General features: G+C 74.2%; 13 protein-coding genes and 1 pseudogene. 1 reads left to right on the top strand and 13 read right to left on the bottom strand.

All coding sequences use genetic code 11. From position 1 onward, the window contains the following. Positions 1-105 precede the first annotated feature (105 nt). The 9 genes from ACJ9NR_RS30730 to ACJ9NR_RS30690 form a co-directional block, all read right to left on the bottom strand. The gene (locus ACJ9NR_RS30730; RefSeq protein ID WP_412489983.1) at positions 106-1,692 is read right to left on the bottom strand and encodes an IS1182 family transposase; all 1,587 of its coding nucleotides are present in this window, start codon (positions 1,690-1,692) and stop codon (positions 106-108) included. A 63-nt stretch (positions 1,693-1,755) separates the two neighbouring features. Next, the gene (locus tag ACJ9NR_RS30725) at positions 1,756-2,535 is read right to left on the bottom strand and encodes an exodeoxyribonuclease III (protein WP_412491473.1); all 780 of its coding nucleotides are present in this window, start codon (positions 2,533-2,535) and stop codon (positions 1,756-1,758) included. Positions 2,536-2,581: 46 nt separating this feature from the next. Then, complete coding sequence (locus tag ACJ9NR_RS30720) at positions 2,582-3,217, bottom strand: MBL fold metallo-hydrolase (RefSeq protein WP_412491474.1); 636 nt, start codon at positions 3,215-3,217, stop codon at positions 2,582-2,584. Between the two features lie 26 nt (positions 3,218-3,243). Next, the gene (gene pcaDC, locus ACJ9NR_RS30715; protein ID WP_412491475.1) at positions 3,244-4,545 is read right to left on the bottom strand and encodes a bifunctional 3-oxoadipate enol-lactonase/4-carboxymuconolactone decarboxylase PcaDC; all 1,302 of its coding nucleotides are present in this window, start codon (positions 4,543-4,545) and stop codon (positions 3,244-3,246) included. A 221-nt stretch (positions 4,546-4,766) separates the two neighbouring features. Further along, positions 4,767-6,737 (bottom strand): SWIM zinc finger family protein, encoded by a 1,971-nt coding sequence (locus ACJ9NR_RS30710; protein ID WP_412491476.1) that lies wholly within the window; start codon positions 6,735-6,737, stop codon positions 4,767-4,769. Beyond that, a complete protein-coding gene (locus tag ACJ9NR_RS30705) occupies positions 6,734-9,559 on the bottom strand; it encodes an SCO1167/SCO6262 family helicase (RefSeq protein ID WP_412491477.1) in 2,826 nt (941 codons plus the stop codon). The genes ACJ9NR_RS30710 and ACJ9NR_RS30705 overlap by 4 nt, the downstream gene beginning before the upstream one ends. Before the next feature lie 100 nt (positions 9,560-9,659). After that, positions 9,660-10,241 carry a sugar kinase gene (locus tag ACJ9NR_RS30700; protein WP_412491478.1) on the bottom strand — a complete coding sequence of 194 codons (582 nt, stop codon included), beginning with the start codon at positions 10,239-10,241 and terminating at the stop codon, positions 9,660-9,662. Further along, entirely contained in the window at positions 10,238-11,386 is a 1,149-nt protein-coding gene (locus ACJ9NR_RS30695; RefSeq protein ID WP_412491876.1) for an ROK family glucokinase, read from the bottom strand. Before ACJ9NR_RS30695 ends, ACJ9NR_RS30700 begins: the two co-directional genes overlap by 4 nt. A gap of 74 nt (positions 11,387-11,460) precedes the next feature. Beyond that, a complete protein-coding gene (locus tag ACJ9NR_RS30690) occupies positions 11,461-12,198 on the bottom strand; it encodes a GntR family transcriptional regulator (RefSeq protein WP_412491877.1) in 738 nt (245 codons plus the stop codon). 129 nt (positions 12,199-12,327) lie between these two features. Between ACJ9NR_RS30690 and ACJ9NR_RS30685 the strand changes: the two genes are divergently transcribed. Beyond that, a complete protein-coding gene (locus ACJ9NR_RS30685) occupies positions 12,328-13,350 on the top strand; it encodes a Gfo/Idh/MocA family protein (protein WP_412491479.1) in 1,023 nt (340 codons plus the stop codon). 165 nt (positions 13,351-13,515) lie between these two features. Here the strand turns inward: ACJ9NR_RS30685 and ACJ9NR_RS30680 are convergent. From ACJ9NR_RS30680 to ACJ9NR_RS30665, 4 genes and pseudogenes are all read right to left on the bottom strand, one after another. Then, positions 13,516-13,779: pseudogene (locus ACJ9NR_RS30680) on the bottom strand (response regulator transcription factor); the annotation flags it as partial. 6 nt (positions 13,780-13,785) lie between these two features. After that, on the bottom strand, positions 13,786-15,045 hold the full coding sequence (locus tag ACJ9NR_RS30675) for a sensor histidine kinase (RefSeq protein WP_412491480.1): 1,260 nt from the start codon (positions 15,043-15,045) through the stop codon (positions 13,786-13,788). Positions 15,046-15,267: 222 nt separating this feature from the next. Further along, positions 15,268-15,663, bottom strand: coding sequence for a ribonuclease domain-containing protein (locus tag ACJ9NR_RS30670; protein WP_412491481.1), 396 nt, complete (start codon positions 15,661-15,663; stop codon positions 15,268-15,270). A 176-nt stretch (positions 15,664-15,839) separates the two neighbouring features. Continuing rightward, positions 15,840-16,649 (bottom strand): AIM24 family protein, encoded by an 810-nt coding sequence (locus tag ACJ9NR_RS30665; RefSeq protein ID WP_412491482.1) that lies wholly within the window; start codon positions 16,647-16,649, stop codon positions 15,840-15,842. Positions 16,650-16,696 lie beyond the last annotated feature (47 nt).

Below are 16,696 nucleotides of genomic sequence, written 5' to 3'. Positions count from 1 at the left end.
TGCGTGCCGGGCGCCGCCGGGCAGGCGGGACCTTCGACGCCCTAGAAGGCTGCTGAAAATCTTGTTGTGGGGCTGTCCGGCCGTGGGCTGGGCGGCCCTTCTTGGTTATGCGGTGGCCGGGGTGAGGTGCCAGCTGCCGTTGGCCCGGGCGAGTCCGAGGTTGATCAGTCGGCGGAGGTTGAGGGCGGCTGCGCGGTGGTGGAGCCAGAGGTTGTTGGCGATGGCGCCGCGGTAGGGGACTCGCCGGTTGCCCTTGGCGACCAGCCAGGCGATGGCGCGTTCGACCGGGGGCCGCCATCGGCGGTATTCGTCCTGCCAGGCGGGGTCGGTGGCAGCCTGGTGACGGGCTGCGGTGAGCAGTTCGTGCCGGGCGTGGACGTTGAGGGTGCGTCCGGTCTTGGAGGTGGTGCAGCGTCCGCGCAGGGGGCAGTCGCTGCACACGCGCTTGAACTGGGCGGTGCGGGCGCCGTCCGCTTTGACCTGTCCGAGGTGGGCGGTGTGTCCGGCGGGGCAGGTCGCGGTGCCGGCGGCCGAGTCGATGAGGAAGTCATCGATGGTGAAGCCGCCGGGGACGGCCTGCCGCAGCGGTGGCGGCTTGATCACCAGAGTGTGGCCATCTGCCTGCAACCGGGCGCGCAGGTCGCCGGTTCCGTAGGCGGAATCGCCGAGCACGGTTAACTCCTGGCCCTCGTCCTCCTCGGCCAGCAGATCGCAGGCGACAGCGGCCTCGTGGCTGTCAGGGCCATAGCCGCTGGTGAGGGCAACCGCGGTGAACAGCCCGCTCTCCGGCTCGAAGGACGCATGCCCTTTGAAGCCGTCCTGATGGCGGGTGCGGTTCTTGTGGATGTGGCGTGCGTCCGCATCGACGGTGGACACGGTCCGGTCCGCCACCGTGCGCCGGGCGATGCGCCAGCGTCCGTCGCGCCCGTCGGAGTCCTCGGCCGGCTCCACGTCCTGGCCCGCGACCAGGGCCAGCAGGCCCACCGCGTTCGCCGCTCTCTCGCCCAGTTCCTGCTCGGGCAGGTGCCCGAGCAGGTTGACCGCGTCGGTGACCAGCGCGTCGACCAGCGTGGCACGGGCGGCCTCGTCGTCCCAGGCAATCCTCGGCTTGCCCGGGTCGGTGTAATCGTGCGCGTGGCACCACCGCGCCGCGGTCTCCCCGCCCCTGGGGACCTCGCGGATCACCCGGCGGATCGCGGAGATGATCTGGGTGACGGTGTCCTGGGTGGCCACCGCGTCGTCCAGCACAGTCGAATCCAGCGCTCGCCGCTGCTTGCCTTTGAGTACCCCGGTCGCGGCCACGACCTCCTTGACCTTGGTGAAGATCCGCGTCGGATCGGCCGAGTGACGCAAACGGCGCCGGAAGTACGTCAGCAGCGAGGGATCGAACGCGGTGTCGTACAGGCCGAGCCCGCAGGCCGCCTTCCAGCGCAGGTCACACCGCAGTTCCTGAACCGTCTCGAAGTCCGACAGCCCGTGCAGGCTCTGCAGCACCACCGTGGCGGCCAGCACCTGCGGCGGCAGACTCGGACGGCCGTTGGACGAGGGGTACATATCCGCAAACATCCCCGGCGGGAACAGCACCTCCCGGTGCTCGGCCAGGAACGCGAACACACTGCCCGCCGGGATCAACTCCCGGCAGGTCTCCCACACATCCGGCCCGACCATCTCCCCGGCCCACTCCCCCTGCATGCCTACAAGACTGGCCCCAACTCCACCGAGCCGGGGCCAGAACCCGAGATTTTCAGCAGCCTTCTAGACGTCCAGGTCCACGACCACCGGGGCGTGGTCCGACGCGCCCTTGCCCTTGCGCTCCTCGCGGTCCACGTAGGCGTCGGTGACCGCCTCGGCGAACGGCTCGTTGCCGTAGACCAGGTCGATGCGCATGCCGCGGTTCTTGGGGAAGCAGAGCTGGCGGTAGTCCCAGTAGGTGTACGGGTGGTCGTACTTGAGGGGACGCGGGACGACGTCCCTCAGGCCGGTCTCGCGCAGGGACGTCAGGGCGGCGCGCTCGGCCGGTGTGACGTGGGTGGAGCCCTCGAACGCGGCCCGGTCGTAGACGTCGTCGTCCGTCGGCGCCACGTTGTAGTCGCCCAGCACCGCGAACGGGCGGCTGCCGCCCGCGTCGCCGGCGACGGCCGCCCTGAGCGCCTCGAACCACCGGAGCTTGTAGGCGTAGTGCGGGTGGTCCACCTCGCGCCCGTTGGGCACGTACACCGACCAGACGCGGACCGGGCCGCACGTCGCGGAGACGGCGCGGGGCTCCACGCCGCCGTCGTAACCCGGGTCGCCGGGCAGGCCCTTGACGACCTCCTTCAGGCCCACGCGGGAGAGTACCGCCACGCCGTTCCACCTGCCGGTCGCGTTCACCGCCGACTCGTAGCCCAGTTCGCGCAGCTGGTCGAACGGGAACTGCTCCTCGGCCAGCTTGGCCTCCTGGAGGCAGAGCACGTCCGTGTCGCTGGCCTGCAGCCAGGCCAGGAGCCGCGGCAGGCGGGCGGTGATCGAGTTCACGTTCCAGGTCGCGATGCGCATGTCCCACAACCTACCGGGCGGGTCCGACAACGCCGTCCCGGCCGGGTCAGAGGTCGGCGGACGACCCCGGCGCGAGCCGCAGGTGCTCCGCGCCGCCGAGCGCGCCGATCTGGCGGTCGTAGATCGGGCGGGCGAGATCGGTGAGCAGGGCGTCGTGGATGTCGAACGCACGCTGCGGCGCGACCTCGCGGACGTAGTCGATGACCTCGGAGATCTTGTTCCAGGGGGCCATCACCGGGAGCATCAGCGTCCGCACCGGGTGGTCGGGGACGGTGAGGGCGTCGCCGGGGTGGAAGACACTGCCGCCGTCGACGAGGTAGCCGACGTTGGTGATGCGCGGGATGTCCGGGTGGATGACGGCGTGCAGCTCCCCGTGGACCTGGACGTCGAAGCCCGCCGCGGTGAACGTGTCGCCGTGGCCGACGGTGTGCACACGGCCGGGGAACGCCGCCGAGAGCTGCTCGGCGACCGACCGGAGGGTCCAGATCTCGGCGGCGGGGTCGGCCTCCATGGCCGCCCGCAGCCGCCGCTCGTCGAAGTGGTCCGGGTGCTCGTGGGTGACGAGGATCGCCTCGGCGCCGACCGCGGCGTCCTCCTCGCTGAACCCGCCGGGATCGAGGACCAGGGCGCGCCCGTCCTTCTCGAGCCGGACGCAGCTGTGCGACTTCTTCGTGAGCTTCATGGCTCCCATCCTGCCTCTTGACGGGGTCACTCCGTGGGAGTCGTCTCCTCCCTTATGACCTGCTGGGCCACCGTGAAGGCGCGGCCGGCCGCCGGCAGACCGCAGTAGACGGCCGCCTGCAGCAGCACCTCCTTGATCTCCACCGGGGTGAGGCCGTTGCGCAGGGCGGCGCGGACGTGGGAGGCGAGCTCGTCCGTGTGGCCGCCCGCGACCAGGGCGGTGAGGGTCACGCAGCTGCGTGAACGCCGGTCGAGGCCGGGGCGGTCCCAGATCTCCCCCCACGCGTACCGGGTGACGAGCTCCTGGAAGTCCCCGGAGAAGTCGTCCGCCTGCGCCAGCGCCCGGTCGACGTACGCGTCGCCGAGCACCTCGCGGCGCACCTTGATCCCGGTGTCGTAGCGGTCGGGCCGGCCCGGCGTCCGTCCGGACTCGACCACCGGGGGTGCGATCTCGGCCACGGGCACCGGCTGCGGAGGAGCGGCGGCCAGCACCGGCTTGGCCGGCGCGGCGGGGATGGCCATCTGGCCGGTGTCCGAGTCGAACGCGGGCTTCCAGGCTGAGGAGAAGTGCCGCACGAGCAGGTCGGTGACGGCGGCGGGCTGCTCGACCGGTACCAGGTGGGAGGCCCCGGGGACGACGGCCAGGCGGGCGTCGGGGACGCCGGCGACCAGGGTGCGCGCCTGCGCGGGGCCGGTGACCCGGTCCTCGGAGCCGGCCAGGACGAGGGTCGGCACCCCGACGCCGCCCAGCTGGGACCGTACGTCGAAGGTGGCCAGCGCCTCGCAGGCGGCGATGTAGCAGCCCGGGTCGGTGGTGCGCACCATCTGCACGGCCCAGTCGGTGATCGGGGGCTGTGCGGAGGCGAACCCGCCGGTGAACCAGCGGTCGGGAGAGGTACGGGCGATGGGGTCGAGGCCGTTGGTGCGCACGATCACCCCGCGCTGGCGGAACTCGTCCGCCGTCCCGAAGCGCGGCGAGGCGGCGATCAGCGCGAGCGAGGCGATCCGCTCCGGGTGGCGCAGCGCCAGTTCGAGGCCGACCGCGCCGCCGAGCGCGCAGCCCGTGTAGCCGAAGCGCTGGACGCCGACCGCGTCCAGCGTGGCGAGCAGCCGTGAGGTCAGCTCGCCGACCGAGGCCACGGGGTACGCGGGCGCGCCGCCGTGCCCGGGAAGGTCGAAGCGGAAGACACGCCACTGCTTGGCCAGTTCGGGAACCTGGCGGTCCCACATGTGCCAGGTCGTGCCGAGCGAGGGACCGAGGATGAGGACCGGGGCGTCTTCCGGGCCGTCGAAGCGGTACTGGAGGGCAGGGGTCTTCGTCTCGTTCACCGCTTTAAGCTAACCGCCCCTCGCGGCCTCCCGGATGCGGGGCCCCACGTCCTCACACCTGACTCCCGCGGATCACCGGGGAATGCTCACACTGCCTTCACCAGCGATCCCGACGTCCCGGTGCCGGCGTTCCGATACCGACGTCCCGGTGCCGACTCACCAGTGTCGACGTCGCGGAGTCGGCGCCCCGGGATCGACGTCCCGGTGCCGGTACCGCCGTGTCAGCCTTCCGGTGAGGCGCCCAGGCCGGTGAGCGCGCCGACCGGGTCGAGGTCCGGGGTGCCGCGCGGCCACCAGTCGTCGTGGCCCGGTTCCGACTCGTAGGCGTACCACAGCCCGTCGCGGCCGAGGCGGAGCTGGACATGGCCGCGGGGGTGGGTGAGGTGGTTGCGCCAGGGGCGGAAGGGCGGCAGGTCTGCGGCGAGAAGGAGGGGGCGGGCGCGGTCGAAGCGTCCGGCCGGCGGGTCCCACGGCTCCTCGAGGACGGCGAGACCTTCGAGGCCCCCCTGTCGCCAGGCCGCGACCGCGCGGGCCAGCTCGGCGGGTGTCCGCCCGGCGGCGGTGGCGAGTGAGGCGTACAGCGCGCGGGAGCCGGCGGTGAGGCCGGAACCGGGGCGGGCGGCGGCGAGCCGCACCGCGTCCTGCCACAGCGTCAGCTCGGCCACCGGGTCGCGGCCGGTGCTGAGCAGGGCGTGGGCGCGCGCGGCCGCGTCCGTCGCCAGCTGGTCCAGCGCGAAGGGGTCGGGGCCGCCCGGCGCCGCCGGGTAGACCGGGGGCTGCTCGGGGTGCGCGGGCACGGGCAACGGGGCCGGGAGCGGCGGCAGCCGGCGGTCGGTCAGGGCCTTCGCGGCGCGTACGCCCGGGAGCGGGGCCGGTGCCCGCTCGCGGGCGGCGCGGGCCGCGCGGGTGGCGTTCAGCCGGGACAGCGCGTCGAGCAGTTCGCGCTCACCGCGGCCCCGCAGCAGGAGCAGCACGAAGGGGTCGGCGTCGAGCAGACGGGCCGTCTGGTAGCAGAGCGCGGCGGCGTGTTTGCAGGGGTGGCCGCGGTCGGGGCAGCTGCAGTGGGGCTCGAGGTCGCGCGGTCCCGGCAGCAGCGGCACTCCGCAGTCGGCGAGCGACTGGGGCAGTTCCTTGTCGAGGAGCGCCGCGATGTGCCCCGGCCGCTCCGCGGCCGTCTCCAGCAGCCGCGCCCAGTCCGCGTCGTCCAGCGTGCGCAGCCGCACCTGCACGCGGTACGGGCGCGGCCGGCTGCCCTGCACATAGGCCAGCACGAGCCCGGGTGTCACGGTGATGGCGTCCACGTTGCCCTGCTCGGCGTAGCCCCTGCCCCGCGCCAGCCGCTTGGCGTCCAGCGCTCCCTCCTCCAGCGCCGTGACCCAGGCGTTGCCCCACCAGGTCTCGGCGAAGCGGGTGCCGGCCGGGGGATCTCCGGCGCGGGACGGGAACGCCGGGAAGGTGCGCCGCAGTTCGCCGTCACGGCCGGGGGCCGCCATGGACGGCGCGCGCGAGGGGGCGGGCCCGGACCGGTGGGCCTCGTCGGCGCCACGGGCACGGCCCGGCGCGGCTTCCTCCCGGCCCCGGCCCTCCGCGGTGCTCCGGCGCTCCGTCGCACTCCCCTGCCCGGGGCGCGCACCACCGTCGTACGCCTCCTGCGGTCCGGCTGCCGGGTCGGCCGCGGGAGCGGGCCGGGCGCCGGCCGGCGGCTCCCACAGGTCACTCACCGGGAAGCCGGGGGTACGGCGGGGCCCGCCACCGGAGGCGCCGGACGCCGGACGCCGCGGCCGGCGCCCGGCCTGCTCCCGTACCCGCAGCGACTGCGCTCGCGCGGACCGCAGCGCCTCGCGCGCGATGTCTCCGGGACGCCCCGCGGCGGAGCCGGGCGCCCCTGGCCGGCGCTCCGGGTCCTCGAGGGCCCGGGGCCGCTCCCCCGGTGCCTGCTCCTCCTCCTGCGGTGCCCGGGCCTCCTCGTCCGGCGTTCCGCTCGGCGGCGCAGGAGAGGTCGTCCGGCGCAGCGCCGCGCGGGCGGCGTCGCCGGGCCGCGGCTCGGCGCGCCCGGGCCTCCCGGCGCCGGGCTCCCCGGGCGTGCCGGGCTCCCCGGGCGTGCCGGAGGTCTGCCCCGGCACGGCGGCCTCCTCCCGCTCCCGCGCCTGCCTCAGCGCCCGGCGGGCCTCGTCGGCCGGGCCCGGCGTCACGCCGGCCTCCGCAGGGAGACCAGGTCGGAGAGCTCGCGGTCGGTCAGTTCCGTCAGGGCCGACTCGCCGGAGCCGAGGACGGCGTCGGCCAGGGCGCGTTTGTTCTGCAGCATCTCGGCGATGCGGTCCTCGACGGTGCCCTCGGTGATGAGGCGGTGGACCTGGACCGGCTGGGTCTGGCCGATGCGGTAGGCGCGGTCGGTGGCCTGTTCCTCGACGGCGGGGTTCCACCAGCGGTCGAAGTGGACGACGTGCCCGGCGCGGGTGAGGTTCAGGCCGGTGCCGGCGGCCTTCAGGGACAGCACCAGCACCGGTGTCGCACCGCTCTGGAAGCGGTCCACCATGCGTTCGCGCTCCGGTACCGGCGTGCCGCCGTGCAGCATCTCCACCGGAACGGCGCGGGAGGCCAGATGGGCGGTGATCAGCCGGGCCATGCCGACGTACTGCGTGAAGACGAGCGCCGAGCCGTCCTCCGCCAGCAGCGTGTCCAGCAGTTCGTCGAGCAGCGCCAGCTTCCCGGAGCGGGCGAGCAGGCGGCCGTCGGCCGCGGCCCCCTCCTTCAGGTACAGCGCCGGGTGGTCGCAGATCTGCTTCAGCGCGCCGAGCAGCTTCAGCACCAGGCCCCGGCGCGCGATGCCCTCCGCGGTCCCGATGGCGTCCATCGACTCCCGCACCACCGCCTCGTACAGGGCCGCCTGCTCGCGGGTGAGCGGCACCGGGTGGTCCGTCTCGGTCTTGGGCGGCAGCTCGGGCACGATCCCGGGGTCGGACTTCCTGCGGCGCAGCAGGAAGGGGCGGACCAGGCGGGCCAGCCGCCGCACGGCCTCCTCGTCCTCGCCGTTCTCCACCGCGCGCGCGTGCCGGGCGCGGAAGGACTTCAGCGGGCCCAGGAGGCCGGGTGTGGTCCAGTCGAGCAGGGCCCACAGCTCGGAGAGGTTGTTCTCCACGGGGGTGCCGGTGAGCGCCACGCGCGCCGGGGAGGGGATCGTGCGCAGGGCCTTGGCCGTCGCCGAGTACGGGTTCTTCACGTGCTGCGCCTCGTCCGCCACGACCATGCCCCAGTGCCGCTCGGCCAGCCGCGGGGCCGTGGTCCGCATCGTGCCGTACGTCGTCAGGACGAAGCCGCCGGACAGGTCCTCCAGGGTGCGGTCGGGTCCGTGGAAGCGGCGCACGGGGACGTCCGGCGCGAAGCGGCCGATCTCCCGCTGCCAGTTGCCCAGCAGGGAGGCGGGGCAGACCACCAGGGTCGGCTCGCCGCGGGCGCGCTTGAGGTGCAGCGCGATGACCGTGACGGTCTTGCCGAGGCCCATGTCGTCGGCGAGGCAGCCGCCGAGGCCCAGGGAGGTCATCAGCTCCAGCCAGGCCAGACCGCGCAGCTGGTAGTCGCGCAGGGTGGCCCGCAGGCCGGGCGGGGGCTCGGCGGGGCGGATCCCCGCGGTGAGCCGGTCGCGCAGGCCGGCCAGGGCGCCGACCGGGACCGCCTCGACCGTCTCGCCGTCCACCTCCGCGCTGCCGCTGAGCGCGACCGAGAGCGCGTCGACCGGGTCGAGCAGGCCCAGCTCCCGCTTGCGGGCCTTGCGGACGAGTGCGGGGTCGACCAGCACCCAGCGGTCCCGCAGGCGTACGACCGGGCGGTGGGCCTCCGCGAGGGCGTCCATCTCGGCCTCGCTGAGCGGGTCGCCGCCGATCGCCAGCTGCCAGCGGAACTGCAGGAGTTCCTCGCTGTCGAAGAAGGCGGTGCCGTCCGTCGCGGAACCCGGCGCGGGCCGCACCACCGCGCTCGCGCTCAGGTCCTGCGCCAGGTCGCGGGGCCAGTGCACGGCGACTCCGGCGGCCGCGAGCCGGGTCGCGGCGACGCCGAGCAGGTCGCCCAGCTCCTCGTCGTACAGGGGCAGGACGTCGGGCACGTCCTGTTGGCAGAGCCGGTCGAGCGGTGGCCAGATCCGCGCCGCGCGGCGCACGGCCAGCGCCGCGTCGACCCGTGCGCGGGGGCCGAACGCCGCGTCCGCCTCGCCCGCCCACAGGGCCGCCGCGTCGGCGACCAGGGTGGGGTCGGCGAGGCTGTGCACCTGGACGACGGCGGCGCCCGCGGTGCGCACGCCCTCGTCCCGGTCGAACAGCTCGTGGGCCGACAGGTCCAGGCGGAGCGAGACGCGCACGCCCGCGTCCATGCCGGCGGCGACCTCCGCGGCCCAGTCCTGGGCGTCGGGCAGGTGCTGCGGCCGGTGGTCCGCGAAGGGCCGGCCGGACGCGTGCGGCGCGGCGGGGGTGCGCGGGAGGGTGTCCGCGACCGCGTCCAGGAAGGCGCGCACCAGCGCCTCCGGCTCGGGCAGCCGGAGCGGGCCCGGTCCGGGCAGCGGGACGGCATGGCCCTCGGGGGGCAGCGCCGCGGCGACGGCGCGGAGGTGGGCGATGTCGTCGGGGTCCAGGGGTCCGGCCCGCCAGGCGTCGTGGCCGGTGGCCGTCAGCCCGGGCAGCAGGCGTCCCCGCGCGGCGAGCCGCAGCGCGTGCAGGGCCGCCGCGCCCCAGCAGGCGGTGGCGGGGTGGGCACCACCGTCGCGCCGGGCGCGGACGAGCAGGGGCAGGGCCTCGCCGACGGGCAGGGACAGCGCGGGCACCGTGCCGCGCCGTACGCCCGAGCCGCGGCGCCGTACCACGGTGAGTCCGGTGTCCTCGGCGGGCAGCGGGCCGCCGTCGGGGTCCCAGAAGGCGACCCGGCCGTCCCTCGGCAGGGGCGCGGGCAGGAAGACGGCGGCGAGGCCGAGGGGGACGGACGTCTCCGCGCCCCGCTCGCGCTCGGCCACCGCGGCCCTGTCGCCCATACGACCTGTCACCTCCCGCCCGTGAGTCGGATCATCCGTGTCCGACTCTACGGGCGGGGTCCGACAATCGGCTCCGGTGACGGCGGCGGGGCGTGCCGGCTCAGGGAACCGTGCGGGAGACGACGTAGAAGAACGGGTTGTTCCTGTTCCCGAAGCTCACCATGACGTCCTGGGTCGGCTTCGGTGCCTTCTGCTTGTGGACCAGGCCGTACCAGGGGCCCGGGCTGGTGAAGTCCCAGCCGGTGATCTTCTGGTCGCGGGCACTGATGGTGACGGCGCCCTTCTTCAGGTCGGACCGCTTGACGCCCATGTCGTTCAGGAAGACGTCGAGGTTGACCTTCGGCGTCTGGAACTGGACGTAGAGCCGGCTGGTCTTCCAGTTGTTGGTCTCATAGGAGGCGACCTTGCCCGACGGGTGCGGCATCGGCACCTGGTAGAGGCGGCGCTGCACCTTCGACGGCCAGCCCTTGGTGAGGCCGGTCGCCGCGTACTTGGCCTCCTTGTCCTTGCCGCTGTCACGGCTCTGGTTGGCGGAGATCACCAGGTAGCCGGCCGGGATGCCGATGAGCAGCACGATGATGAGGAGGGTGAGCGCCCTGCGGCGGACCTTGTGCCTGCGGTCCTCGGGCGGGCGGGGCGGCTCGTTCGGGGACCCGCCCTGGTGCGGGAGCGAGGCCGTCACGCGGTGTCCCTCTGGGAGCGGCGGGCCTGTGTGTAGCGCGCGTAGCGCTCGTGCCGCTCGACCCTGCGCCGGTTGGCGCGGCGGAAGCGCCGGGCGACCAGACGGGCCAGGTCGGCGGCGCCCACCATGCCCGCCTCGGGGCCGAGCTGGGCCCGGACGATACGGGCCTCGGGGCGGTAGCCGCGGCCGGTGAGCTGGCGTTTGAACGCCTCGCGCGCGGGAGCGATCAGCAGGTCGTCGGCCGCGGACACGCCGCCGCCGATGACGAAGCAGGACGGGTCGAGGGCCGCGGCGAGGTTGGCGATGCCGACGCCGAGCCACTGGCCGATGTCCTGCAGCAGCTCGATGCACATCGCGTCGCCCTCGCGGGCCAGCTCGGTGATCATCGGACCCGTGATGTCGCCGATCTGGCCCTTGACGTGCTCGATGATCCCGTACGCCACCGGGGAGTCGGCGGCGGCCAGCTCCTTGGCCTCGCGGACCAGCGCGTTGCCGGAGCTGTACTGCTCCCAGCAGCCGCGGTTGCCGCACGGGCAGCGGTGACCGCCGGGCACGACCTGCATGTGGCCGAACTCGCCCGCGACGCCGTACTTGCCGCGCTTGACCTGTCCGTCCTCCAGGATCGCGCCGCCGATGCCGGTACCCAGCGTGATCATGACGAGGTGGTCCTCACCGCGGCCGGCGCCGAAGCGCCACTCGGCCCAGGCGGCGGAGTTGGCGTCGTTGTCGACGAGGACCGGCACGGCGAGCCGGCTCGCGAGGCGGTCGCGCAGCGGCTCGTTGCGCCAGGACAGGTGGGGCGCGAACAGGACGCGGTTGCGGTCGGCGTCGACCCAGCCGGCCGCGCCGATGCCCACCGCGTGCACGTCGTGCCGGTCGGACAGGTCCAGCACCAGCTCCACGATGGTGTCCTCGACGACCCTGGGGCTCTTGGACTTGTCCGGCGTCTCCGTGCGGACCTTCTCCAGGATGTTGCCGTCGGCGTCGACGACGCCCGCCATCACCTTGGTGCCGCCGATGTCGATGCCCACCGTGGGCACACGCGGCGCGCTCAGGTGCGAGCGGCGCTCCCTCGTGCCGACCGTGCGCAGGGCCGGAGCGCGGCGGGAGCCTATGGGGGCGGTGAAGTTGCCGTAGGTGCTCATCAAGGCCCGATTCTGCCGCACGCTCACGCTGTGTGCCGAATGGGGCTGCGTACGGGCCGCACGGGGCCGGTCGGTCAGGACCGCACCAGCAGCTGGAACTCGAAGGAGTACCGGGAGGGGCGGTAGGTGTGCGTGCCGTACTCGACCGCGCGGCCGGTGTCGTCGAAGGTGACCCGCTGCATGGTGAGCAGGGGGGCGCCCTCGGGCTCGGCGAGGCGCTCGGCCTCGGCGGCGGTGGCCGCGCGGGCGCCGATGGTCTGGCGGGCGCTGTGCAGGGTGATCCCGGCGGCCCGCATCATCCGGTACAGGCCCGTGGACTCCAGCTGCTCGGTGTCCAGGTCGAGCAGGCCGGGCGGGATGAAGTTGCACAGGTGGGCCATCGGCTCGCCGTGCGCGAGCCGCAGCCGCTCCACCCGGTGCACGTCGCTGTCCTCGGCCAGGTTGAGGGCGGCCGCGGCCTCGGCGCCGGCCGGGACGACCGTGTTGACGAGCACCCTGGTCGCGGGGCGCTGCCCGGCCGCCTCCAGGTCGTCGTAGAGGCTGGAGAGCTCCAGGGGGCGTTTGACCTGGCTGTGCACGACCTGCGTGCCGACGCCGCGGCGGCGCACCAGGAGGCCCTTGTCGACGAGCGACTGGATGGCCTGGCGGACGGTGGGCCGGGACAGGCCGAGCCGTGCGGCCAGCTCGATCTCGTTGCCGAGCAGGCTGCCGGGTGTGAGCGCGCCGTGTTCGATCGCGGCCTCCAGCTGCTGGGAGAGCTGGAAGTACAACGGCACCGGGGAGCTCCGGTCCACACTGAGCTCGAGCGACACGGTGGGGTCCACTTCTGGTTTCGGCACGGGGCGAGCGTAGCTCCAGGCGTTGTTGACGGGAAGTTGTGTAGTCAGATTGTCCTGACATATGCATTGACAGCGTCCGCACGGAACCCTCACTTTGTTTCCATGCGCATCGGGGTCATCGGTACGGGGCGGATCGGCGCCATTCATGCGAACACCCTCAGCCGCCACCGCGACGTGGGGTCGCTGATCCTCACGGACGTCGATCCGGCGCGGGCCCAGGAGCTCGCCCGCCGGCTCGGGGAGACGGCGGCCCCGGGGGTGGACGAGATCTTCCGGTGGGGCGTGGACGCGGTGGTGATCACCACCGCGACCGCGGCCCACGCCGAACTGATCGGTCGGGCAGCACGGTCGGGGCTGCCGGTGTTCTGCGAGAAGCCCATCGCGCTCGACCTGCCGGGCACGCTGCAGGCGGTCGCCGAGGTCGAGGCGGCCGGGACGATCCTCCAGATGGGCTTCCAGCGCCGCTTCGACACCGGCTACCAGGGCGCGCGGGACGCGGTGCTGTCGGGCCGGCTCGGGCGGCTGCACACCGTACGGGCGCTCACCTCCGACCAGGCCCCTCCCCCGGCCGCCTGGCTGCCGCTGTCCGGCGGGCTGTACCGGGACGCGCTGATCCACGACTTCGACGCGCTGCGCTGGGTGACCGGGCGCGAGGTCGTCGACGTGTACGCGGCCGGCTCGGACGCGGGGCCCGCGATGTTCCGCGAGGCGGGCGACGTGGACACGGGGGCCGCGCTCCTCACGCTCGACGACGGCACCCTCGCCACGGCCACGGCGACACGGCTGAACGGCGCTGGCTACGACGTCCGCATGGAACTGGCCGGGGAGCTCGACCAGATCGTGGTCGGCCTCGACGACCGGACGCCGATCGCCTCCACCGAACCGACCGGGCCGCCCGCCGCGGACAAGCCGTGGAGCGGCTTCCTGGAGCGCTTCGGGCCCGCCTACGAGGCCGAGCTGGCCGCGTTCGTCGAGGTCGTGACCGAGCAGCGCGCCAACCCGTGCGACGGCCGCGAGGCCCTCCAGGCGCTGCGGATCGCCGAGGCGTGCGACGTCTCCAGACGGGAGCGCAGACCGGTGGCCCTCGCGGAGATCCCGGGACGGGCCGAGACCGCGTTCAGGTGAGCGGGCGGACGGCGGGCGCCGCGGTGTCCGTGACCGCCGGCTCCTCGCAGCGCGCGCAGCGCGGATCGCAGGGCCGGACCAGGCGGGTCCGGACGCCCTGCCTGCCGGGCTCCCCGGCCTTCGGGCGGCGGGAGCCGAGGTGCAGCCGCACCGCGGCGGACGCCGTCAGTGCCCGTCCGTCCCCGGCTCCTCCAGAAGCCCGGCGTCGTGGGCCAGCAGCGCGATCTGTATCCGGTTGTTGAGGCCGAGCCTGGCCAGGACGCGGGAGACGTGTGTCTTGACGGTGGCGACGCTCATGAAGAGCGTGGCGGCGATCTCGGTGTTGGACAGGCCGCGGCCGACCGCGACGGCGACCTCGCGGTCGTTGAGGGCGGCGATGCCCACGCGCGCGTGCCTGCGCCGGGTGCCGGCGGCGCCGTCCGCCGCGTGCCCGGCTCAGCCCCACGGCAGCCGGGCCCGCACCCGGAACCCCCCGCCCGCCTCCGGCCCGTGCTCCAGCCGGCCGCCGGCCAGCGTGGCCCGCTCGGCGAGTCCGATCAGGCCCTGCCCGGACCCGGGGACGGCGGGGACGTCGCCCTCCGGAGCGGAGTTGCGCACGTCCACCACGAGGCCGTCGCCCGGGCCGCCCGTGACCGAGACGGTGACCTCCGTGCCGGGGGCGTGCTTGCGGGCGTTGGTCAGGGCCTCCTGGGCGACGCGGTAGGCGGTGCGGCCGGCGGAGGAGGGGACGGCGGCGGGGTCGCTGACACGGCCGGAGAGGGTGACCTTCATGCCGGCCTCCCGGCACTCGGCGACCAGCGCGTCGAGCGCGGCGAGTGACGGCTGGGGCCGGCCCGCGTCGTCGGGCTCGCCCGCGCGCAGGACGCCGATGATCTCCCGCAGGTCCTGCAGCGCCTCGTGCGCGCTCTCCCGGATGACGCCGGCCGCCCGTGCGATCTCCTCCTGCGGCGCGTCGGGCCGGAACTCCAGGGCGCCCGCGTGCACGCTCAGCAGCGTCAGCCGGTGCGCGAGGACGTCGTGCATCTCGCGGGCGATGGCCTCGCGGGCCAGCCGCTGTGCCTGCTCGGCGCGCAGCCGCGCCTCCGTCTCGGCCCGCCGGGCCCGGTCGCGCAGGCTCAGCATGAGCTGGCGCTTGGAGCGGACGAACATGCCCCAGCCGATGACGGTGAGGGTGGCCAGCTCCGTGAAGGCGACCGCTCCGGCGTACGGCAGGTCGGGGTCCGGGCGCAGCCAGAACAGCAGCGGGATCTGCGCGATCGCGATGCCGCCGATCCAGGCGACGTAGCGGAAGGGCCGGTGCACGGCGAGGGTGAACAGGACGACCATGCCGGCGCCGCCCGCCGTGTTCGACACCAGGCCGACGGGGACCATCGCGACGGCGAGACCGAGCGGCCAGCGGCGGCGCAGCCAGACGGCCGCGCAGGACAGCACGCCGAGCAGCTGGTCGACGACGGCGAGGGCGTGCGGGGTGTGGGGGTCGTTGCCGAGGGTGTCCGCGGCCGCCAGGCCGAGGGCGACGGCGAGCAGGAAGCACGCGAGGTCGACGGCCCAGTCACGCGCGGTGCGCCGGGGCCGCCGGCCGCTCCGCTCCACGTCGGGGTCGAGTTCATGCAGCAGGGCCGACGGGAACAGCCATCTGCGCCCCACGATCCCCGCTGCCGCCGGCGTCGGCCTGTCCTCGCTCACGGTCGACAAATCTACGCAGGAACGGCCGGTGTCACCGCCCCGTTGGGGGGGATCCCCGGCCAAAGTCGCGGCACCGGATACTTTCGGCGCGATCGGCTCGCCGGCGGCGCGGGCGAGCGCGCCGTTCGCCGCCCCGGGGAGCCGGAAGCCCGGCCGGCTGGGAGCCGGGCTTCCGGCGGGTCGCGCCGTTCCTCGCGCCGAGCGGTGAAGTCGCTCAGCGACCGAAGTGGATCAGCAGCCGAAGTCGATCAGGTCGAAGGTGGCGTAGTGGTCGGAGGTGTAGTAGTCCTCCTGGGTCTGCTCACCGGTGACGATCCGGCGGGCGCCGCGCGTGGAGGAGCCCGGCGTCCTGACCGTGTACTCGTGGTAGTAGCCGGACGGCTGGCCGGGCAGGACGCCCTCCCGGTTCGAGAAGACGGTGCCGTCCTGCTCGTACGGGTACGGGCCGCCCTGCGCGATCAGGTCCAGGGTGTCGTGCGCCTGCGAGGGCAGGGCGCCGTAGCAGATGCCGCCCACCGAGGCGGCGGAGGCGTCCGCCGTGGTGGCGGAGACGGTGCCGCCCACGAGGAGGGCGGACAGGAGGGCGGCTGCGGCGCCGATACGGGTGGCGCGTGGGGGGATTCGCATGCCCTCATGATGACGCGCGTAGACAGTGGCATGTCAATGACAAGCCGAGGAATTCGCCCCGACGTACGGCGAGTTCGCCGCGAGTTGACCCGCGCACGGCGCGCCCGGCCGTGCGGCGGCTCGTCCCTCGTGGCCTCATGGGCGCGGCTCGTCCCTCGTGGCCTCGTGGGTGCGGCTCATCCCTCGTGGGTGGAGAACAGACCGCCCGTCGGGCCCTGCTTGTCGCCGCCCTGGGCCTTCCGCAGGGCGTTGGCGAGGCCCTCGATGGTGAGGGACTGCAGGATCACCCGGCCGCTGCCCTCCAGGGTGGCGAGCGACAGGCCCTCACCGCCGAAGACGGCGTTCATGACACCCTGGCGGTTGAGGCCGCCGACGCGCTGGACGCCGTACCGGATGCCCTCCTCGAAGGCGACGACGCAGCCCGTGTCCACCTCGATACGGCCGCCGAAGTCGGCGGGGTCGAGGTCGATGAAGTTGCCCGCGCCGGCGATGATCACGGTGCCGCGGCCGGTGAACTTCTCCAGGACGAAGCCCTCGCCGCCGCTCATGCCCGTGCGGCCGCCCTGGAAGGCGATGCCGAACTCGACGGTGGACTCGGCCGCGACGAAGGCGTCCTTCTCGGCGAACCACGCGCGCGTGCCGTCGAGTTCCAGGGCGCGCATCTCGCCGGGGAGCACGCCCGCGAAGCCGACGGTTCCCTCGCCGCCCTGGGCGCTGAAGTACTGGAACGCCATCGACTCGCCGGCCAGCATGCGCTGGCCGACCTGCATGGCGGTGCCCATGGCCTGGCGGAGCATGCCGCCCATGCCGCCTCCGCCGCCCTGCGCCCGGCCGCCGTCCGACGGGCCCGACAGACGGGTCTCCATGGTGACGTTCGACGTCTTGAACAGGAACTTCCCGGCCTCGCAGTACACGGTCTGCCCGGGGCTCAGGCTGACGACCGCCATCTGCATGGCGTTGCCGACGATCTCTTGCTGAAGGGTCACGTGGGGAGAACGCGGGAGGAGGAGCGAAGAGTTCCGGCCCGGCGTGT

The organism is Streptomyces sediminimaris (assembly GCF_047049295.1).
Taxonomy (GTDB): Bacteria; Actinomycetota; Actinomycetes; order Streptomycetales; family Streptomycetaceae; genus Streptomyces; species Streptomyces sediminimaris.
Note: the sequence above shows the minus strand (reverse complement) of the source record. Positions and strands in the feature narration are given on the sequence as shown.